The sequence below is a fragment of the Streptomyces sp. NBC_01463 genome, from assembly GCA_036227345.1.
Classification (GTDB): Bacteria; Actinomycetota; Actinomycetes; order Streptomycetales; family Streptomycetaceae; genus Streptomyces.
Window position 1 is genome coordinate 1,544,245 of sequence record CP109468.1, and the last position, 20,898, is coordinate 1,565,142.

Annotated in this window: 15 protein-coding genes; 10 read left to right on the plus strand and 5 right to left on the minus strand. The window is 70.8% G+C overall.

Annotated elements, in window-relative coordinates:
- Positions 1-73: 73 nt before the first annotated feature.
- From OG521_06675 to OG521_06685, 3 genes are all read right to left on the minus strand, one after another.
- Positions 74-2,518 (minus strand): SpoIIE family protein phosphatase, encoded by a 2,445-nt coding sequence (locus OG521_06675; protein ID WUW20495.1) that lies wholly within the window; start codon positions 2,516-2,518, stop codon positions 74-76.
- 174 nt (positions 2,519-2,692) lie between these two features.
- On the minus strand, positions 2,693-5,137 hold the full coding sequence (locus OG521_06680; protein ID WUW20496.1) for an MFS transporter: 2,445 nt from the start codon (positions 5,135-5,137) through the stop codon (positions 2,693-2,695).
- 187 nt (positions 5,138-5,324) lie between these two features.
- On the minus strand, positions 5,325-5,768 hold the full coding sequence (locus OG521_06685; protein ID WUW20497.1) for an SRPBCC family protein: 444 nt from the start codon (positions 5,766-5,768) through the stop codon (positions 5,325-5,327).
- Positions 5,769-5,916: 148 nt separating this feature from the next.
- Here OG521_06685 and OG521_06690 point away from each other — a divergent pair, with 148 nt between their 5' ends.
- Positions 5,917-6,966, plus strand: coding sequence for an Rv2578c family radical SAM protein (locus OG521_06690; GenBank protein ID WUW20498.1), 1,050 nt, complete (start codon positions 5,917-5,919; stop codon positions 6,964-6,966).
- Positions 6,967-7,095: 129 nt separating this feature from the next.
- The gene (locus OG521_06695; protein ID WUW20499.1) at positions 7,096-8,682 is read left to right on the plus strand and encodes an alpha/beta hydrolase; all 1,587 of its coding nucleotides are present in this window, start codon (positions 7,096-7,098) and stop codon (positions 8,680-8,682) included.
- A 148-nt stretch (positions 8,683-8,830) separates the two neighbouring features.
- Here OG521_06695 and OG521_06700 read toward each other — a convergent pair whose 3' ends face one another.
- Positions 8,831-9,403, minus strand: coding sequence for an adenylosuccinate lyase (locus OG521_06700; protein ID WUW20500.1), 573 nt, complete (start codon positions 9,401-9,403; stop codon positions 8,831-8,833).
- A gap of 373 nt (positions 9,404-9,776) precedes the next feature.
- Here OG521_06700 and OG521_06705 point away from each other — a divergent pair, with 373 nt between their 5' ends.
- Together OG521_06705 and OG521_06710 are read left to right on the plus strand one after the other, a co-directional pair.
- The gene (locus OG521_06705; protein WUW20501.1) at positions 9,777-11,558 is read left to right on the plus strand and encodes a 3-hydroxybutyryl-CoA dehydrogenase; all 1,782 of its coding nucleotides are present in this window, start codon (positions 9,777-9,779) and stop codon (positions 11,556-11,558) included.
- A gap of 91 nt (positions 11,559-11,649) precedes the next feature.
- Complete coding sequence (locus OG521_06710) at positions 11,650-12,465, plus strand: TetR family transcriptional regulator (GenBank protein ID WUW20502.1); 816 nt, start codon at positions 11,650-11,652, stop codon at positions 12,463-12,465.
- A gap of 91 nt (positions 12,466-12,556) precedes the next feature.
- On the opposite strand, the gene OG521_06715 is transcribed toward OG521_06710, so the two are convergent.
- A complete protein-coding gene (locus OG521_06715) occupies positions 12,557-13,375 on the minus strand; it encodes a restriction endonuclease (protein ID WUW20503.1) in 819 nt (272 codons plus the stop codon).
- A 129-nt stretch (positions 13,376-13,504) separates the two neighbouring features.
- On the opposite strand from OG521_06715, the gene OG521_06720 reads away from it, so the two are divergent.
- From OG521_06720 to OG521_06745, 6 genes are all read left to right on the plus strand, one after another.
- Positions 13,505-14,314 (plus strand): GNAT family N-acetyltransferase, encoded by an 810-nt coding sequence (locus OG521_06720; GenBank protein WUW20504.1) that lies wholly within the window; start codon positions 13,505-13,507, stop codon positions 14,312-14,314.
- A gap of 377 nt (positions 14,315-14,691) precedes the next feature.
- The gene (gene ccrA, locus OG521_06725; GenBank protein ID WUW20505.1) at positions 14,692-16,029 is read left to right on the plus strand and encodes a crotonyl-CoA carboxylase/reductase; all 1,338 of its coding nucleotides are present in this window, start codon (positions 14,692-14,694) and stop codon (positions 16,027-16,029) included.
- A gap of 1 nt (position 16,030) precedes the next feature.
- Positions 16,031-18,043 (plus strand): protein meaA, encoded by a 2,013-nt coding sequence (locus OG521_06730; protein WUW20506.1) that lies wholly within the window; start codon positions 16,031-16,033, stop codon positions 18,041-18,043.
- Positions 18,040-19,005: a CoA ester lyase gene (locus OG521_06735; GenBank protein WUW20507.1), complete on the plus strand. Its 966-nt coding sequence runs from the start codon at positions 18,040-18,042 to the stop codon at positions 19,003-19,005. Before OG521_06730 ends, OG521_06735 begins: the two co-directional genes overlap by 4 nt.
- A 2-nt stretch (positions 19,006-19,007) precedes the next feature.
- Positions 19,008-19,535, plus strand: a complete 528-nt coding sequence (locus tag OG521_06740) for a MaoC family dehydratase (GenBank protein WUW20508.1) — start codon at positions 19,008-19,010, stop codon at positions 19,533-19,535.
- A 2-nt stretch (positions 19,536-19,537) separates the two neighbouring features.
- A complete protein-coding gene (locus OG521_06745; protein WUW20509.1) occupies positions 19,538-20,743 on the plus strand; it encodes an acyl-CoA dehydrogenase family protein in 1,206 nt (401 codons plus the stop codon).
- The last annotated feature ends 155 nt before the right edge of the window (positions 20,744-20,898 follow it).

The window sequence follows — 20,898 nt, forward strand, 5'->3', positions numbered from 1 at the left end:
CGCACCGGACTACCGGTCGCGGCGGCGCGGGGCAAGGGGCCGCACCGGATCCGCGGCCTGGTGAAGGGGCATTTCACCGGGCGTTCGACTGGGGGTGCGCGAGACGGGGGAGCGCAAGTTCGAACCAGACGGTCTTGCCGTGCGCCGTGGCGCTCGTGCCCCATTCCCTGGCGAGGCCGCTCACCACGACCAGTCCGCGGCCGGACTCGTCCTGTGCGGTGGTGCCCAGGAGTGTGGCGGGGGCCGGCTCGTCGTCGCTGACCTCGCACAGCAGGGCGCCGGTGCGGACCAGCCGGAGGCCGATGTGATGGGTGCGGCCGTGCTTCACGGCGTTGGTGACGAGCTCGCTGACCATCAGCTCGGCTGCCTCGGCCGCGTCCGGCAGCTCCCAGTCCAGGAGCCTGCCACGGACGAGCCGGCGGGCCCGGGACACCTCGCGCGGGTCCAGGGCCAGTTGCCACTCGGCGACGTCACCGTCGGGGATGCCGTTGAGCCGGGCCATCAGCAGGGCGACGTCGTCCTTCCGGCCGCCGCTGGGGTTCAGGGCCCGGATGATCGTGTCGCAGGCGTCGTCCATCGACGCGGCCGGGTGGGCCGCGGAGGCGCAGAGGGCGGCGAGACCTGCCCCGATGTCCTGGCCGCGCACCTCCACCAGGCCGTCGGTGCAGAGCACCAGCCGGTCACCGGGCCGCACCTTCACGGTCGCGGTCTCGAAGGCGACCCCGCCGACACCGACCGGCGCACCGGTCGGCAGGTCGAGCAGCTCCGCCCGGCCGTCCTCGGCGCGGACCAGCACCGGTGGGATGTGTCCGGCGTTGGCGATCTGGAGCTCGGAGCGGATCGGGTCGTAGACCGCGTAGAGGCAGGTGGCGAGGTACTGCTCGCCGAGCCGCTGGGCCAGGTCGTCGAGGTTGCGCAGGAGTCGGGCGGGCGGCATCTCCATGGTCGCCATCGTCAGCACGGCGGTGCGCAACTGGCCCATCATCGCAGCCGAGTTGAGCCCGTGCCCCATCACGTCGCCGACGACGAGGGCGGTCCGGGAGCCGGGGAGCTTCACCGAGTCGAACCAGTCGCCGCCGACCCTGCCGAGCCGTGCTCCGGGCAGATAGCGGGTGGCGATGTCGCAGCCCGCCATGCGCGGTTCGATCTGCGGCAGCATGCTGTCCTGGAGGGTCTCGGCGACGTTCTCCTGGTACGTGTACATGCGGGCGTTGTCGAGGACGAGCCCGGCCCGGGCGGCGAGTTCGGCGCCGGTGGTGCGGTCCATGTCGTCGAAGGGTTCGCGGCCGGGGCGGCGCATCAGGACCATGAAGCCCAGCACCACGTCACGGGCCTTGAGGGGCACGATGAGCAGCGAGCGGTGCGTGATCAGCGGGCGCAGGTCGCGCTTCTCGAACTCGCCCGAGATGCGGTTGCTCAACTCCTCGCTGACATGGGGGACGATGACGGGTTCGCCGGTGACCATGCACTGGAAGAACGGCGTGTGCTCGGGGAAGGCGATGGACTCGCCGACGGGCACGGTGTCGTCCCAGCGGCCCGGTTCGTCGTTGTGCTCGACCCAGACGCGGTGCCAGACCGTGGTGACGTCGGGCGGCCCGTCCGGGAAGCCCTCGCCGGCCAGGACCGCGGCGCGCAGATGCGTGCCCGCGAAGTCGGTGAACCGGGGCACGGCGGCGCTGGTGACCTCACGGATGGTGCGTTCCAGGTCGAGGGAGGTGCCGATGCGGCCGCTGACCTCGTTGAGGAACTCCAGCCGTTCGCGGACCGCCGCGTATTCGAGGTCCAGCTCGGGGCGGGGCGCGGTGTGCGGGGCGGGCGTCTCCGGGCCGGTGTGCCGCGGGCCGTCGGCCGCGCGGTGTCCGGTGCGCCGCGGCACTCCCCAGTCGGGGGTCACGGGGATCCGGTCGCGATGGCTGAACTCCAGTACCGGATAGCCGAGTTCGAGGACCTGGGAGACGATCCTGGTGGCTTCCCGGACGCTCATGCTGGGCAGGATCTCGGGCAGCCGCCCGGAGAGTTCCCGGTAGCCGGGGAAGTCGGTGTGCAGGGCGAATCCGGGGGCGATCGTCTCGGTGTCCCCGTCGGTTCCGCCACGCCGCAGGGGCCCGGAGTCGGCGGCGAGCACGAGCAGCCGCTCGGGGCCGGGACCGACCAGCGGGTAGGCCCACCACAGCACGTCGAGGCGGCCCCGGCCGGCGTCGTCCACGCGGGCCCGGCCGGCCGTCGGATAGCCGATGGTGCCGATCGGCGGCGAGCTGTCGGGGCCGGGACCGAACTCCTCGTACGCCCCGTCCGGCAGCGGGTCGCCCCGCTGCCGTAACGCCCCGGACACCGGCAGGAGTTCACCCGCTTGGCACCCTACGGCGTCCTCCCTGGCGACCCCGAAGAGTCTCCTCGCACCGGCCGACCAGTGCGAGACCCGTCCGTCCGCGTCGACGACGACCACGGCGAGCGGCACGCGGCCCGCCGCGGCGTCACGCGGCTGTGGTGTCCTCTGCGGCGGCACACCGAGGTCCATGGGCGGAAGGCTCCTTCCTCACCGCGAGGTTCCGCGGTCCGTGCGTCCACGGTACGGCGCCCCGTCCGGCGTCCGCCGGTCATCGACGGAATCACCCCCAGGGGTGGTGCGCCCCACGCACTCCGGCGCACCACCCACACCCGGGGACCGTCCGGGACAGCCCCCCCCCTGGCGTCAGTCCTCGTGCCCCAGCTGGAGATCCCGTTCGGTGCGCCCGCCGCCCGCGACCTGGAGGACGGTCGCCACCGGCGGGTATCCGGCGGCGATCACGGTGTACTCACCCGTGGACAGGTCGACGAACCGGAACGCCCCGTCGGGTCCGGTGGTCAGCGTGTCGACCACGTTGCCCGCCGCGTCCAGGAGCGTCACCCGGGCGTCCTCGACGGGCCGCCCGCCACTGGCCCGGACGATCCCGCGCAGCACCGCGCCACCGGCCAGCTCGACGTCCTGCCGGGTCTCCCTGGCCGCCTGCACGCTGACGGGCAGTGCGGCGGGCCGGAACGCGGGCGCGGAGGCGGCGAGGGTGTACTCCCCCGCGACCAGCTCCGAGATGACGTACCCGCCCTCCCGCCCGCTCCGGGTGGAGGCGACCACTTCGCCGCGTACGTCGGTCAGGGTGACGGCCGCGTCCCGTACGGGAACACCGTCCGCCGTCACGACGGTCCCGGCCAGCCGGCCCGCCCCGCCGAGCACCACGTCGAGTTCCACGGGCCGTTCGCCCACGGTGACGCTGACCGCCTGCGGCTGGTGGCCCCCGGCGGCGGCGATGAGGACGTACGAACCCGCCCCGGGCACGCTCAGCGCGTACCGTCCCTCGTCCCCGCTGGCGCCCCGGCCGACCTGCTGGCCCTGGACGTCGATGAGGGTGAGGGCGGCGCGCGGGACCTTCGTACCGTCGGGATGCTGGACGCTGCCGCAGACCGGCACGCCCGAGAGGTATCCGGCCGGCGGGGGGCCCTGGTCCGTGCGGGCGGAGGGGATCGACGCGGGCTCGGCTGCGGTTTCGGGGCTGTGGTGGGACACCAGCGGTTTCTCCTTGAGGAAGAAGGCGAAGAACAGGCCGAGCACGAGGACCGGCACGAGATAGAGGAAGATCCGGGGCATCGCGTCGGCGTACGCCTGGATGTAGGCGTCACGCAGCGCGGGCTCCATGGCGTGGACCAGCTGCGGAGTGATCGACTCGGGGTCGGGCAGACCGGCCCCGGAGGGCAGCCGGACGGCGAGCGCGTCGGCCAGCCGGCCGGCGAACAGGGTGCCGAACACGGCGGCGCCGACGCTGCCGCCGATCTGCCGGAAGTAGTTGTTGGCGCTGGTCGCGGTGCCGAGGTCGGCGGGGCGCACGGAGTTCTGCACGGCGAGGACCAGCACCGGCATGATCAGCCCGATCCCGAGGCCGAGGACGGCCTGCGCGATGCTGTACTCCCAGCGCGGGGTGTCCGTCTCCAGCCGGGACAGCAGCCACATGCCCACCGCCGAGACCGCGCTGCCCGCGATCGGGTAGACGCGGTAGCGCCCGGTACGGGAGATCAGCTGGCCCGAGACGACGGACGCGCCGACGATGCCGCCCATCATCGGGAGCATCAGCAGGCCGGACTCGGTGGCGGTGGCCCCGTCGACCATCTGCAGGAAGGTCGGCAGATAGCTGGCCGCGCCGAACAGCGCCACCCCGACGACCGCGCCGACCAGGGCCGTGACGTTGAAGATCGAGTCGCGGAACAGCCGCAGCGGGATGATGGGTTCGGGCGCGCGGTGCTCGACGGCGATGAACAGCAGGGTCGTTCCGGCAGCTCCGGCGGCCAGCCCCAGGATGGTGCGCGAGCCCCAGGCGTACTCCGTACCGCCCCAGCTGGTCAGCAGCACCAGACAGGTGGAGGCGGCGGCCAGCAGCACGGCGCCGAGGATGTCGAGCCGGGGCCGGACCGTGGGCTTCGGCAGTTTCAGCACGACGGTGATGACGACGAACGTCACCAGGCCGAAAGGCACGTTGATGTAGAAGCACCAGCGCCAGGAGGCATGGTCGGTGAAGAAGCCGCCGAGCAACGGGCCCGCCACGGAGGCGAGTCCGAAGGCCGCGCCGATGAGCCCCATGAACCGGCCGCGCTCCCGGGGCGGCACGACGTCCGCGATGATGGCCTGGACGCCGATCATCAGCCCGCCGCCGCCGACGCCCTGGATGGCCCGGAAGGCGATGAGTTCGTCCATGGTGCGCGACCAGCCGGCCAGCGCGGAGCCGACGACGAAGACGACGATGGCGAACTGGAAGACGCTCTTGCGGCCGAAGAGGTCGCCGAGCTTGCCGTAGATCGGCAGACCGATCGTCGAGGCGAGCAGATAGGCGGTGACCGCCCAGGACATCTTCTCCAGGCCGTGCAGCTCGCCGACGATCTTCGGGAGCGCGGTCGCCACGATCATCTGGTCGAGCGCCGCGAGCAGCAGCGTGAGCATCAGACCGATGAAGACGAGGCGGATCCGGCGGCGGTCCGCGGCACCGTCGCCGGGCGGGGCCGGGGCGACGGACCCCGTCGCGGCGGGCGGCGGGGGCGGGGCGGCCGCGGGCCGCGCCTCGACGCTCCCCGTACCGCCGGGCTCGTCCTCCACCAGAGTGATGCCACCCACCACGTGCCGCTCCCCTCGTCGCGCTGCCGCCGCCCATTTTGCGCATTGGGCAACAAGCAAGGGCAAACGTGACGAGGGGGCGCTGAGGGCGCATTCAGGGGCTTATCCCCCGGTGAGAGCCACTACGGCGCACAACCGACCGGCCGGAAAGACCACCCGAACCGGTGAGGCCGGAAGCCGGGACCGGACGCTACTTCTCCACCTCGGTGGCGAGGTTCTGGAGGAGTTCGTCGTAGATGCGCCCAAGTCCCTTGGGCGCGAAGGTCTTCTCGAAGAATCCGCCGATGCCGCCGGCGCCGTTCCACACGGTGGAGACGACGGCCCGCGACTTCCCCTCGCCGGCCGGGGTGACGGTCCAGGTGGTGACCATCGAGGAGTTGCGGTCCTTCTCGACGAGCTGGCCGTCGGTCGGCTCGCTGACCTCCAGCAGACAGTCGCGCACCCGCTTGCTGGTGGCCTGCAGCTTCCAGTGGACGAGGGTGCCCTCGCCGTCGCCGCCCTCACGGACCTCGTACTCGCTGAAGTGGCCGGGCAGCACCTTGCCGCGGACCTCCTTGTAGTCGGCCAGCGCGTCGAACACCGCTTCCGCGTCCGCCGCGATGATCCGCTCTGTCGTGGCCTCGACCTGCGCCATGGCTGTTCCTCCAGCACTCGGTTGTTCGGGGTGTGCTGAGCCAACCACCTCGGCAGCCCGGCTCAAAATCCGGTCCGGGACGAAGGGGAGAAAACGATCAAGGGAACAAGTGTTCTATTCTCGGACCAGTGCTACCGAGGAGGCGTCCATGCGCTGGGACAATCTGGCCGATAACCCCGCCAAGACCACCACACCTGGTACCGGCGCGCTCTTCGCCGCCGACGCGGTGACGACCCGTACCTTCGACACCCCCGAGTTCCGGGGCATCACCTTCCACGAGATACGGGCCCGCTCGATCGTCAACCGGGTGCCCGGTGCGTCCCGGATGCCGTTCGAATGGACCGTCAATCCCTACCGGGGCTGCACGCACGCCTGCGTCTACTGCTTCGCGCGCAAGACCCACAGCTATCTGGACCTCGACACCGGGCTCGGCTTCGACTCGCAGATCGTCGTCAAGATCAACGCCCCGGAGCTGGTGCGCCGCGAGCTTTCCGCCGCCCGCTGGCACGGCGCGCACATCGCGATGGGCACCAACGTCGACTGCTACCAGCGGGCGGAGGGGCGCTACCGGCTGATGCCCGGCATCCTCACCGCCCTCCGCGACCACGCGAACCCCTTCTCCATCCTCACCAAGGGCACGCTGATCCTGCGCGACCTGGAGCTGCTGCGACAGGCGGCCGAGGTCACGGAGGTCGGCGTCTCGGTCTCGGTGGGCTTCACCGACCCGGAGCTGTGGCGCACCGTGGAGCCCGGCACGCCCTCCCCCGAGCGGCGCCTCGACGTCGTCCGCACCCTCAGCGAGCACGGCATCGGATGCGGGGTGCTCATGGCACCCGTCATCCCCTACCTCGGCGACCGGCCGGACCAGCTGCGGGCCACGGTCAGCGCGGTCGCCGCCGCGGGCGCCACGTCCGTCACCCCGCTCGTCCTCCATCTGCGGCCCGGTGCCCGCGAGTGGTTCATGGAGTGGCTCGGCCTGCACCATCCGCATCTGGTCCGGCGGTACGAGCGGCTCTACGCGGACGGCGCCTACGCCCCCACCTGGTACCAGCGCCGTATCACCCGGTACGTGCACGAGCTGGCGGCCGAGTACGGCATCGGCCCCTCGCACCACGGCACGCCGCGCGGCTTCCCGGAACGCGGCGAGGAGCGGACCCCGCCGGCCGGTCCGGAGCCCACTCAGCTGACGCTGCTCTGACCTGGGCGTGACGCCCCGGGGCAAACGGGTCATCTCTCACCGGAACAGGTCCTTCCGCCTCCGAATGCGGGGAGCATCCGGCGGGGGCTGCGCCACGCGCAGCCGTGTTCCCCCACCACGGGAGGCCATATGACGAACCGTTCAGGAATTCTGTTCGCCGTCGGGGCGACGGTCGCCGGTCTGGTGACCGCCGCGCCGTCCCCGGCGAGCGCCGGCACCGCCGCGCAGCGCGCCGCATCGGTCAAGTGGACCGACTGCGGCACCGAGTCGTACCCCACGCTCCAGTGCGGATCGGTCCGCGCCCCGCTCGACCATGACGACCCGTCGGGCCGCCAGGTCACCCTCGCCCTGTCGCGGGTCCCGCACACGGCGAAGACCTTCCAGGGGCCGCTGCTGGTCAATCCGGGCGGCCCCGGCGGCAGCGGTCTGTCGATGGCGGGTTTCGTCGCCGCCTCGCTGCCGAAGGCGGTGGCAGCCCAGTACGACGTGATCGGTTTTGACCCGCGGGGCGTCGGGAAGAGCCGGCCGGCGCTGGACTGCGTGCCGAAGTACTTCGACCCGGTGCGGCCGGACCCGGTGCCGCACTCCGTGCGGGACGAGCAGGTGAACCGGAACCGCGCCCGCGACTTCGCGGCCGCCTGCGGCGAGAAGTACCCGGACCTGCTCCCGTTCATGGACACGGTCAGCGCGGCCAAGGACCTCGACGTGATCCGGCGCGCGACCGGCTCGCGGCAGCTGAACTACTTCGGCTACTCCTACGGCACCTACCTGGGCGCGGTGTACGCCAAGCTGTTCCCGGACCGCGTCCGGCGCCTGGTCCTCGACTCGAACGTCGACCCGGACGGTGTCTGGTACGACGACAACCTGGCCCAGAACTACGCGTTCGACAGCCGCCACAAGGCGTTCGCGGCCTGGGTGGCGAAGTACGACAGCACCTACGAGCTGGGCAGCGACCCGGCGAAGGTCGAGGCGGCCTGGTACCGGATGCGGGACGCGGTCAGGAAGCATCCCGCGGGCAAGAAGGTCGGCCCCGGCGAACTGGACGACACCTTCCTGCCGGGCGGCTACTACAACGGCTACTGGCCCGCCCTGGCCGGGGCGTTCGCCGCCTACGTCAACGACAAGGACGAGAAGGCCCTGGTCAAGGCGTACGAGCGCTTCGGCGCGGTCGACGCCGAGGGCGACAACGGTTACTCGGTCTACTCGGCCGTCCAGTGCCGCGACGCCCAGTGGCCGCGCGACTGGAACGTCTGGCGCAACGACAGCCTGCGCATCCACGCCAAGGCGCCCTTCATGACCTGGGGCAACACCTGGTACAACGCCCCCTGCGCCGACTGGCCGGTGGAGCCGCTGAACCCGGTCCGGGTCTCCAACCACAAGCTGCCGCCGGTGCTGCTCTTCCAGGCGACGGAGGACGCGGCCACACCGTACGAGGGCGGAGTCACCCTGCACCGCAAGCTCGCCGGTTCGAGCCTGGTCGTCGAGGAGGGCGGCGGCAACCACGGCGTCACCCTGAGCGGCAACGCCTGCCTGGACCGCCACCTGGCGGCCTATCTCGCCAAGGGGACGGTGCCGCGCGGCGGTAGCGGGGACGTGGACGCGGTATGCGCGAAGACGCCGGACCCGAAGCCGGTGACGGCCAAGTCCGCACGACCGGCATCCCGCACGGACGCGAGCGGCGGCACGCTGCACGGCCTGCTCGGGTTCCGGGGCTGACGGAGGCGGTGACCTCATGAGGGGCGTGCGCGAGGCCGGCCGTCACGGCCGCTCCGGCGCACGCCCCTCCGCTCTGCGTACGCACGCGCGGGCTTGCGCGCCGAAGGGTGCCGAGGCCCCTTCGACGGGGACGCGCCTTGACGCCCCCTCAGCCCGACGGCAGCCGGCTGAGCGCGTCCTCGGCCGCGCCGCCGAGGCGGGGGTGCGGCAGTGCCGCCTCCAGGACCGGACGGGCCCGGGTGTCGCCGAGTTGCCCCAGGCCCTCCACACACGCCAGGGCCACCCGCCAGTGCGGTTCGTCCGGTCCCAGCAGCCGGGAGAGCGTGCACATCAGGGCGGGTACGGATTCGGGGGCCCGCAGTTCGGTGAGCAGGCGGACCGGGTGCAGGGCGTAGGCGGTGCGCAGGGAGTTGGTGGCGAGGGCGGCCGCGGCGCGGGGCGTGCGCGGGTCGCCGAGGCGGGCCAGGGCGTGGGCGGCGCCGACGCAGCGCTCCGGGTCGCGGTGGTTCAGCAGGAGCACCAGGGGCTCGAAGGCGCGGCGGTCGCCGCCGCAGCCCAGCCGGAACGCGGCGATCTCGCGCGCCCACAGCGGGCGTTCGCGCTCGGTGAGCACCCGGGCCAGTTCCTCGTCGTCATCGGTGGCCAGCAGTCTTCGGTAGGCATCCGACTCCCCCGACTCGTCCGCGAGCCGGTGGGCCAGTGACCGGAACTCCTCATCCATGACCGTCAGCGTATCGGTGGACACACAGCGTGCCGACGGGGGCGTTCGGTGTGAGGGGGGCCACAACAATCGGGGGCTGGCGCGCTCATTACCCGTCGGTTAACCTCATGTGAGCGGGACACTCCCCCGCCGGCTCCGGTGGCCTGGTGACGCAGCCACCCGGAGTGTTTGTCGGTTCGGCAGCTTTGCGAGACGAGACTCCGGGACAGAGTCCGTCGCCCCTTCCCGTCCCCGGCGTGCGGTTCGCGCCCGGGACCCGAGCACCACGACAGGCAATTCCCGTACGCCATGCGCCGGTCGGGCCCTTCGGCCCCTCTCATCGGCCGCGCCCCGCGTGCGTCCCTCAGCCGTCACTCATCCCTGGAGTCCCGTGATGGACACCCCGTTCAGCACCATTGCCGTCGTCGGCCTCGGCACGATGGGCACCGGCATCGCCGAGGTCCTGACCCGCGCCGGCCGCGAGGTCATCGGTATCGACGTCAGCGAAGCGGCCGCCCGCCAGGCCGTCGCCTCCCTGGAGGCCTCCACCGCCCGCGCCGTGCAGCGCGAGCGGATCACCGAGGAGGAGCGGCGCGACGTGCTCGCCCGGTTCCGTACCTTCTCCGACCTCCAGGCCGCCGCGGACGCGGAGCTGGTCATCGAGGTGGTTCCGGAGACGTACGAGATCAAGCAGCAGGTCTTCCGGGAGCTCGACGCGGTCGTCTCGCCCACCGCGATCCTCGCCACGGGCACCAACGCCCTGTCGGTGACCCGTCTGGCCGCGGAGTCGCAGCACCCGGAGCGCGTCCTCGGCCTGCACTTCTTCAACCCGGCGCCGGCGATGAAGCTGGTCGAGGTGGTCTCGTCCGTGCTGACCGCGCCGCCGGCCGTCGAGGCCGTCACCGCGCTCGCCCGGCAGCTGGGCAAGGAGCCGGTCGCGGTCGGTGACCGGCCGGGGTTCGTCGCCGACGGTCTGCTGTTCGGCTACCTCAACCAGGCCGCCGCGATGTACGAGGCGAACTACGCCTCCCGCGAGGACATCGACGCGGCGATGCAGCTCGGCTGCGGTCTGCCGATGGGGCCGCTCGCGCTGCTCGACCTGATCGGCATCGACACCGCCCGCACCGTCCTGGAGGCGATGTACTCCGCCTCGCACGACCGGCTGCACGCCCCCGCGCCGGTCCTCGGCCAGCTCAGCGAGGCCGGGCTGACCGGCCGCAAGTCGGGCCGCGGCTTCTACACGTACGCGGAGCCGGGCAGCCAGAGTGTGGTGCCGGACGCGCTGACCCCGGCCGCGGACGCCGGGACGGGTGGCGGACGCACCGTGCGCTCGGTGGGCGTCGCGGGCTCCGGGACGATGGCTTCGGGGATCGCGGAGGTCTTCGCGAAGGCCGGATACGACGTGGTGCTGGCCGGTCGCGGCCAGGAGAAGGCCGACCTCGCCAAGAACCGGATCGCGAAGTCCCTCGACCGGTCGGTCACCAAGGGACGGCTGACGGCCGAGGCCCGGGACGAGACCCTCGCCCGGATCACCGCGGCCGGCTCGCTGGACTCCTTCGACGGCGTGGACCTCGCGGTCGAGGCCGTCGCCGAGGACCTGGTGGTCAAGCAGCAGCTCTTCGCCACGCTGGACAAGGTGTGCCGGCCGGGCGCGGTGCTCGCCACCACCACCTCCTCGCTGCCCGTCGTGTCGATCGCCCGGGCCACCACGCGGCCCGAGGACGTCATCGGGATGCACTTCTTCAACCCGGCGCCGGCGATGAAGCTGGTCGAGGTGGTCCGTACGGTGCTCACCGCGGACGACGTGCACGCCACGGTCCGCGAGGTCTGCGGCAAGGTGCGCAAGCACCCGGTGGACTGCGGGGACCGGGCCGGGTTCATCGTGAACGCCCTGCTGTTCCCGTACCTCAACAACGCGATCAAGATGGTCGAGTCGCACTACGCGACCCTCGACGACATCGACGCGGCGATGAAGCTGGGCGGCGGCTACCCGATGGGGCCCTTCGAGCTCCTGGACGTCGTCGGCCTCGACGTCTCGCTCGCCATCGAGAAGGTGCTGCACAGCGAGTTCCGCGATCCGGGCCTCGCTCCGTCCCCGCTCCTGGAGCATCTGGTGGCCGCCGGCTGCCTCGGGCGCAAGACGGGGCGCGGCTTCCGCGAATATGCCCGCCGCTGACCGGGAGGCGGGCTGGGGCGGGCTGCTCGGCCGACCGGGCGGCCCGCCCCCACAGGCGCGCTCTCCTGCACCGATGCAGTACGTTCACACCATGTCCCAGCCCGCCAGGTCCCCCCGTGTGTCCGCCGCGCCCGACGTCCCGGAGAGTGCCGCAGGCACCCGCGCCGCCGCCCAGAGGCTCAAAATGCGCCGCGAACTGGCCGCGGCGGCGATGGAGCTCTTCGCCACGAAGGGGTACGAGGCGACCACGGTCGACGAGATCGCGGGCGCCGCGGGCGTCGCCCGGCGGACCTTCTTCCGGCACTTCCGGTCCAAGGAGGAGGCGATCTTCCCGGACCACGACGACACCCTCGTCCGGGCCGAGGCCGTGCTCAACGCCGCCCCCGCGCACGAGCACCCGCTCGACACGGTGTGCCGCGGCATCAAGGAAGTCATGCGGATGTACGCGGCGAAGCCCGCGGTCTCCGTGGCCCGTTACAAGCTGACCCGCGAGGTGCCCACCCTGCGGCAGGCCGAGATCGCCTCGGTGGCCCGCTACGAGCGGCTGTTCACCCGCTATCTGCTGGGCCACTTCGACGAGCGCGACCACCAGGCGGGCAACGACGACCCGCTGCTGGCGGAGGTCGCGGCGTCCGCCGTCGTCACGGCGCACAACCACGTGCTGCGGCGCTGGCTGCGGGCGGACGGCCAGGGCGATGTGGAGGCCCAGCTCGACCAGGCGTTCGCCATCGTCCGCGACACCTTCGGGACCGGGATCGGCGCGGGCCGGACCGCCGGGACCGAGCCGGCGGGACCGCCGGCCGCCTCGGTGAGCACGGAGGGTGAGGTGCTGGTCGCCGTGGCGCGTACCGACGCCCCGCTGGACGAAGTGATGCGCACGATCCAGCAGGCGCTCAAGGAGCGCTGAGCGGGGCCGTGCGGCTCCCGGCTGCCCGCCCCGCCCGGCGCGCCCGGCGCGCCCGGCGCGCCCGGCGCGCCCGGCGCGCCCGGCCGGAGCGTCAGAGTCCCTCGTCGGTCTGCCACGGCGGCGGCGCGGAACCCTCACTCCAGGCCGCGAGGGCCTCGCCGTCCAGGCACTGGATCCCGCACTGGTCCGCGTAGTCCAGAGCGGGGCTCGTGTAGGCGCTGGTGGTGACGCAGACGGCGATCTCCGCCTCGTGAACGGCGTAGCAGGTTCCGCCGAATCTCTGAAGGTCCTGGGAACCGACCTTGGTGGCGGGGCCGTAGCACTTGCACTGGACGACCAGGCGCCGCCCGTCCGGGGCGGTCGCGATCACGTCCGCCCCCAGATCACCCGCACCGCCCACGACTTCCACGTCGGAGCAGCCGTCCCGCTCGCAGAGCGCGGCGACGGCATCCTCGAAGGCGTCGGCGTCCAGGGCCGCGTAGCCCGCGAGTTCCTCCTCGGAATCCACCGGTTCCGACTCCGGTCCGGTCAGGACAGCCGTACGGGCGACGTCGTCCTCGTAAGGGTGACCGTACGGCTCGCTGACCGGTTCGGACGGCTCCTGAGGGGGGTCGAACAGCTCCTGGGGCGGGTCGAAGAGCTCTTGCACGGCCTCGGAGAGCGGGCCGCGACCTCCGCGCGGCGCGGGGCCCGGCCTGCGGAGGTGGAGGAACAGGACGCCCGCCGCGACGAGGGCCACGACCGGCACCACGGCTGCCGGATGCCTGCACGCCCCCTCCCACGCGGTGCGCACCGCCAGCCATCCACCGCAGATCAGCAGGGCTACGGCACCGAAGCCGAAAGCAGTCCTGCGCACGCTGAAGGCCTTCGTGTACCCCTCGGGGCACCGCTCTCGTATCGGTGCCGTCATGCACGCCGCCCCGCCCGTGCCGATATGAGTCTTCCAAGATCATTCATCTCTGCCGTCTGCCCAGACCCGCGTGATCCAACGGCCGTGAAATCGGTTGCCGGTGCCTCGGCTTGATGCTGTGGTGTGCGGATGAGCGAACGGACGACCCCACACCGCGAAAGCCTGCTGGCCGTCTTCGACCGGGAGATGCGCGAACACGCCCGGCCCGACGGCCCCGGTGTCCGCGTCGAGCGTGCCGGCGACGTCGTACGGCAGGTCGGGGCGCCCCACGACTGGAACGGCGTCGTCTGGTCGTCACCCGGCCTGGACGCCGCCCGGGCGGACGCGGCCATCGCCGCGCAGGTGGCCCACTGGACGGAGCTCGGGTACGACGAGTTCGAGTGGAAGCTGTACGCGCACGACCGGCCGGCCGATCTGGGGGCGCGGCTGCTGGCGGCCGGTTTCGAGCCGGAGGAGCCGGAGACCCTGCTCGTGGCGCCGGTCGCGGACCTGTCCACCGAGGTCCGGCTCCCGGACGGCGTCCGGCTGCGCACGGTGCGTGACGAGGCCGATGTGGAGCTGATGGCCCGGGCCCATGGGCAGGCGTTCGGTTCGGACTGGTCGCGGCTGCGGCACCAGGTGCTGGCCCGGCTGAAGGAGGATCCGGACCACTTCGTCGGGGTGCTGGCCCTGGCGGGCGACGAGCCGGTGAGTTCGGCCCGGATGGAGCTGTACCCCGGCACCGGCTTCGCCGGGCTGTGGGGCGGCGGCACGGTCGAGGCGTGGCGCGGGCGGGGCGTCTACCGGGCCCTGATCGCCTTCCGGGCGGGGATCGCGGCCGAGCGCGGCTACCGGTACCTCCAGGTCGACGCCACCGAGGACAGCCGCCCGATCCTCCAGCGCCTCGGGTTCACGGCCCTGAGCACGACGACGCCGTACGTCTACCGCCCCGTCTCCTGACCCGGCCGGCAGCCCTGCCAACCACCTATCACGGGGCACATGGCGGCAAAACGCCCCTCGTGTTGCTCATGCGTGGCACCCGGATGACAATTGAGGGAAATTGCTGGCACCCAGTGCCTTGCCAGCTGTCACGGAGTGCCATACGTTGAAGTCGTCCGGGCGGCCGGCGTGCTGAGAGACCTTTCGTACGCCGGCTGTCCCCGCAAGCCACGTGCCTGCGCGCCCGGACGCCTGCGTCACAGGCAAACCCTTCTGCTCCACAGAGCAAGCAGCCGAAGCACCGCCCGCCGAACCGACGGCACACCTCCACACCCGTCACCCCTGTTCTCAGGGACCCCTGAAGCGTTCCCTCAACGCCGCACCGCCGGAGGCACACCGTGAAGGAAATCCTGGACGCGATCCAGTCGCAGGACAGCACCGCCGCAGACTTCGCGGCACTGTCCATCCCCGAGTCGTACCGCGCGGTGACCGTGCACAAGGACGAGGCCGAGATGTTCTCCGGCGTCGCCAGCCGCGACAAGGACCCCCGCAAGTCCCTCCACATCGAGGACGTGCCGGTGCCCGAGCTCGGCCCGGGCGAGGCGCTGGTGGCGGTCATGGCCAGCTCGGTCAACTACAACTCCGTGTGGACGTCGATCTTCGAGCCCGTCTCGACCTTCGGCTTCCTGGAGCGGTACGGAAAGCTCAGCGACCTCAGCAAGCGCCACGACCTGCCGTACCACGTCATCGGCTCCGACCTGGCGGGCGTCGTCCTGCGCACCGGCCCGGGCGTCAACGCCTGGAAGCCCGGTGACGAGGTCGTCGCGCACTGCCTCTCGGTCGAGCTGGAGTCCTCGGACGGCCACAACGACACGATGCTCGACCCCGAGCAGCGCATCTGGGGCTTCGAGACCAACTTCGGCGGGCTGGCGGAGATCGCCCTCGTCAAGTCCAACCAGCTGATGCCGAAGCCGGACCACCTCAGCTGGGAGGAGGCGGCCGCGCCCGGACTGGTCAACTCCACCGCGTACCGCCAGCTCGTCTCCCGCAACGGCGCCGGCATGAAGCAGGGCGACAACGTCCTGATCTGGGGCGCGAGCGGCGGACTCGGCTCCTACGCCACGCAGTTCGCGCTGGCCGGCGGTGCCAACCCGATCTGTGTCGTCTCCAGCGACCAGAAGGCGGAGATCTGCCGGAAGATGGGCGCCGAGGCGATCATCGACCGCAACGCCGAGGGCTACAAGTTCTGGCAGGACGAGCACAACCAGGACCCGCGCGAGTGGAAGCGCTTCGGCAAGCGCATCCGCGAACTGACCGGCGGCGAGGACGTGGACATCGTCTTCGAGCACCCGGGCCGCGAGACCTTCGGCGCCAGTGTCTACGTGACCCGCAAGGGCGGCACGATCGTCACCTGCGCCTCGACCTCGGGCTACACCCACGAGTACGACAACCGCTACCTGTGGATGTCGCTCAAGCGCATCATCGGCTCGCACTTCGCCAACTACCGCGAGGCGTGGGAGGCCAACCGCCTGGTCGCCAAGGGGAAGATCCACCCGACGCTGTCGAAGGTCTACTCCCTGGAGGACACCGGCCAGGCCGCGTACGACGTGCACCGCAACCGCCACCAGGGCAAGGTCGGCGTCCTGGCGCTGGCGCCCGCCGAGGGCCTGGGCGTGCGCGACGCGGAGCTGCGCGAGCAGCACATCGACGCCATCAACCGCTTCCGGGACATCTGACATGACCGGCCGTCAGAAGGACCGCCCCTGGCTCATGCGGACGTACGCCGGTCACTCGACCGCCGAGGCGTCCAACGAGCTCTACCGGCGCAACCTCGCCAAGGGCCAGACCGGTCTCTCGGTCGCCTTCGACCTTCCGACCCAGACCGGTTACGACCCCGACCACATCCTCGCCCGCGGCGAGGTCGGCCGGGTCGGCGTGCCCGTCTCGCACCTCGGCGACATGCGCCGGCTGTTCCAGGACATCCCCCTGGAGCAGATGAACACCTCGATGACGATCAACGCCACCGCGATGTGGCTGCTGGCGCTGTACCAGGTGGTCGCGGAGGAGCAGGGCGCCGACGCGGACAAGCTGCAGGGCACCACGCAGAACGACATCGTCAAGGAGTACCTCTCGCGCGGGACGCACGTCTTCCCGCCGGGGCCCTCGCTGCGGCTGACCACCGACATGATCACGTACACGGTCAACCGCATCCCGAAGTGGAACCCGATCAACATCTGCAGCTATCACCTGCAGGAGGCCGGGGCCACTCCGGTCCAGGAGATCGCGTACGCCATGTCGACGGCCATCGCCGTGCTCGACGCGGTCCGCGACTCCGGACAGGTGCCCGAGGAGAAGTTCGGCGACGTGGTCGCACGGATCTCCTTCTTCGTGAACGCGGGTGTCCGCTTCATCGAGGAGATGTGCAAGATGCGCGCCTTCGGCCGCATCTGGGACCGCGTCACCCGCGAGCGCTACGGCATCACGAACGCCAAGCAGCGGCGCTTCCGCTACGGCGTGCAGGTCAACTCGCTCGGGCTGACCGAGGCGCAGCCGGAGAACAACGTCCAGCGCATCGTGCTGGAGATGCTGGCCGTCACCCTCTCCAAGGACGCCCGCGCCCGCGCCGTGCAGCTGCCCGCCTGGAACGAGGCGCTGGGGCTCCCCCGGCCCTGGGACCAGCAGTGGTCGCTGCGCATCCAGCAGGTCCTCGCCCACGAGAGCGACCTGCTGGAGTACGAGGACATCTTCGCCGGGTCCCACGTCATCGAGGCCAAGGTCGACGAGCTGATCACCGACTCGCTCGCCGAGATGGACCGGATCGAGCAGATGGGCGGCGCGATGGCGGCCGTCGAGTCCGGCTACCTGAAGTCCGAGCTGGTCTCCTCGCACGCCGCCCGGCGCGCCCGGATCGAGGGCGGCGAGGAGAAGATCGTCGGCGTCAACATCTACGGGACGACCGAGCCCAACCCGCTCACGGCCGACCTCGACGGCGCGATCATGACGGTCGACCCGGCGAACGAGGCCAAGGTCGTCGCCGCGCTCCACGAGTGGCGCGACAACCGCGACGAGCCCCGCGCCACCGAGGCTCTGGCCGCGCTGAAGAAGGCCGCCGCGGGCACCGAGAACATGATGGAGGCCACCGTCGAGTGCGCCCGCGCGGGTGTCACCACCGGCGAGTGGTCCTGGGCGCTGCGCGACGTCTTCGGCGAGTTCCGGGCACCGACCGGGGTCTCATCGGCCCCGGTCGCGGTGACGGCCGAGGCGGGCACCCCGCTGGCGCTCGTCCGCGAGAAGGTCGCCAGGACCGCCGAGGACCTGGGCGCGGGCCGGCTGCGGCTGCTGGTCGGCAAGCCCGGCCTGGACGGGCACTCCAACGGCGCCGAGCAGATCGCCGTGCGCGCGCGCGACGCCGGCTTCGAGGTCGTCTACCAGGGCATCCGCCTGACGCCCGAGCAGATCGTCTCGGCCGCCGTCGCCGAGGACGTGCACTGCGTCGGCCTGTCGATCCTGTCCGGTTCGCACGCCGAGCTGGTCCCGGACGTACTGACCCGCCTGCGCCGCACCGGCGCCGGCGACATCCCGGTGATCGCGGGCGGGATCATTCCGCCCGCCGACGCCGAGGCCCTGATCAAGGCCGGTGTCGCCGCCGTATTCACCCCGAAGGACTTCGGTATCACGGAGATCATCGGCCGTATCGTCGACGAGATCCGGAAAGCGAACAAGCTCGACCCTCTGGAGGTCCCCGCATGACCACGCCCGTGAACCGCCTGCGTCCCCGTCGCTCCTGTCTGGCTGTGCCCGGGTCCAACCCGCGGTTCCTGGAGAAGGCCCAGGGCCTCCCGGCCGACCAGGTCTTCCTCGACCTGGAGGACGCCTGCGCGCCGCTCGCCAAGGAGGGCGCCCGGCACCACATCGTCGACGCGCTGAACAACGGCGACTGGACGGGCAAGACCCGGGTCGTGCGGGTCAACGACTGGACGACGCACTGGACGTACCGCGACGTCATCACGGTCGTCGAGGGCGCGGGGCCCAACCTCGACTGCATCATGCTGCCGAAGGTCCAGGACGCCCAGCAGGTCGTCGCGCTGGACCTGCTGCTCACCCAGATCGAGAAGACGATGGGCTTCGAGGTCGGGAAGATCGGCATCGAGGCGCAGATCGAGAACGCCAAGGGCCTCGTCAACATCGACGACATCGCGGCCGCCTCGCCGCGCCTGGAGACCCTGATCTTCGGCCCGGCCGACTTCATGGCCTCGATCAACATGAAGACCCTGGTCGTCGGCCAGCAGCCGCCCGGCTACGGCGCGGACGCGTACCACTACATCCTGATGCGCATCCTGATGGCGGCCCGTACGCACGACCTCCAGGCGATCGACGGACCGTTCCTCCAGATCCGCGACGTGGACGCGTACCGCGAGGTCGCCGGCCGTGCCGCGGCGCTCGGCTTCGACGGCAAGTGGGTGCTGCACCCCGGTCAGGTCGACGCGGCCAACGAGGTGTTCTCGCCCTCGCAGGAGGACTACGACCACGCCGAACTCATCCTCGACGCGTACGACTGGTGCACCTCCGAGGAGGGCGGCAAGAAGGGCTCCGCGATGCTCGGCGACGAGATGATCGACGAGGCCAGCCGCAAGATGGCCCTGGTCATCGCGGGCAAGGGGCGCGCGGCCGGCATGCAGCGCACCTCCAAGTTCGAAGCCCCGGAGGCCTGATCATGCAGTTCGGACGCACGTACGAGGAATTCGAGATCGGTGCCGTCTACAAGCACTGGCCCGGGAAGACCGTCACCGAATACGACGACCACCTCTTCTGCCTGCTGACCATGAATCATCACCCGCTGCACATGGACAGCAACTACGCGGAGAAGACGACCGACTTCGGCAAGAACGTCGTCGTCGGCAACTACATCTACTCGCTGCTGCTCGGGATGTCGGTGCCGGACGTCTCCGGAAAGGCGATCGCCAACCTGGAGGTCGAGTCGCTGAAGCACGTGGCGCCGACCTTCCACGGCGACACCGTCTACGGCGAGACGACCGTTCTGGACAAGACCCCGTCAAAGTCCAAGAGCGACCGCGGAATCGTTTATGTGGAGACCAAGGGTTACAAGCAGGACGGCACGCTGATCTGCGTGTTCCGCCGCAAGGTCATGGTCCCCACGGAGACGTACATCAAGCAGCGCGGCGGCGAGCAGCCCGGCCGCCCGGAGCTGAAGCAGCCTTCGCAGAAGAACGTGGAGAAGTAGCCATGACGCGACTCGCCCAGACGGCCGGACTCAACGACGTCCAGCAGGAAATCCTCTCCACGGTCCGGGATTTCGTCGACAAGGAGATCATTCCGGTCGCGACGCAGCTGGAGCACCGCGACGAGTACCCGGCGGAGATCGTCGAGGGACTCAAGGAACTCGGCCTGTTCGGGCTGATGATTCCCGAGGAGTACGGGGGCCTGGGTGAGTCGCTTCTCACATACGCGCTGTGCGTGGAGGAAATCGCCCGCGGCTGGATGAGCGTGTCGGGAATCATCAACACGCACTTCATCGTGGCGTACATGCTCAAGCAGCACGGCACGCAGGAGCAGAAGGACACCTTCCTGCCGCGGATGGCGCTGGGTGAGGTGCGCGGCGCGTTCTCGATGTCCGAGCCGGCACTGGGCTCCGACGTCGCGGCGATCACCTCCAAGGGCGTGAAGGACGGCGACGAGTACGTCCTGAACGGCCAGAAGATGTGGCTGACCAACGGTGGCACGTCCACCCTCGTCGCCGTTCTGTGCCGGAGTGACGAAGGCCACCCCGAGGGCACACCCCCGCACAAGTCGATGACGACCTTCCTGGTGGAGAAGGAGCCCGGATTCGGCGAGGTGCGGCCGGGCCTCACCATCCCCGGGAAGATCGACAAGATGGGCTACAAGGGGGTCGACACCACCGAGCTCATCATGGACGGACTGCGCATTCCGGCCAATCGTGTCCTGGGCGGCACCACGGGCCGAGGGTTTTACCAAATGATGGACGGAGTGGAGGTCGGCCGGGTAAATGTGGCTGCGCGTGGCTGCGGCGTCGCACAGCGTGCATTCGAACTGGGCGTTTCCTACGCACAGCAGCGCCACACCTTCGGAAAGCCGATCGCCCAGCACCAGGCCATCCAGTTCAAGCTGGCCGAAATGGCCACCAAGGTCGAGGCCGCCCATGCGATGATGGTAAATGCAGCGCGCAAAAAGGACTCCGGGGAACGAAACGACCTGGAGGCAGGGATGGCGAAGTACCTCGCCTCCGAGTACTGCAAGGAAGTCGTCGAGGACGCCTTCCGTATCCACGGCGGTTACGGCTTCTCCAAGGAGTACGAGATCGAGCGCCTCTACCGCGAGGCCCCGATGCTGCTGATCGGTGAAGGTACCGCCGAGATCCAGAAAATGATCATCGGGCGCCGACTGCTTGAGGAGTACCGTTTCCAGGGTTGATTGTCCCTTTCGAGGTGATTTTACCGCGAAGAAGATCACACCCTGTCATCCTCATCCGGTGCCTTCCAGACGTCCGACTCGGCTGCTGGCTTGCCCAGTTGCGGTCCGCAACCGATAACATCGCCGGAAAGCCGCCGTCCCCCGTTGCCAGCGCG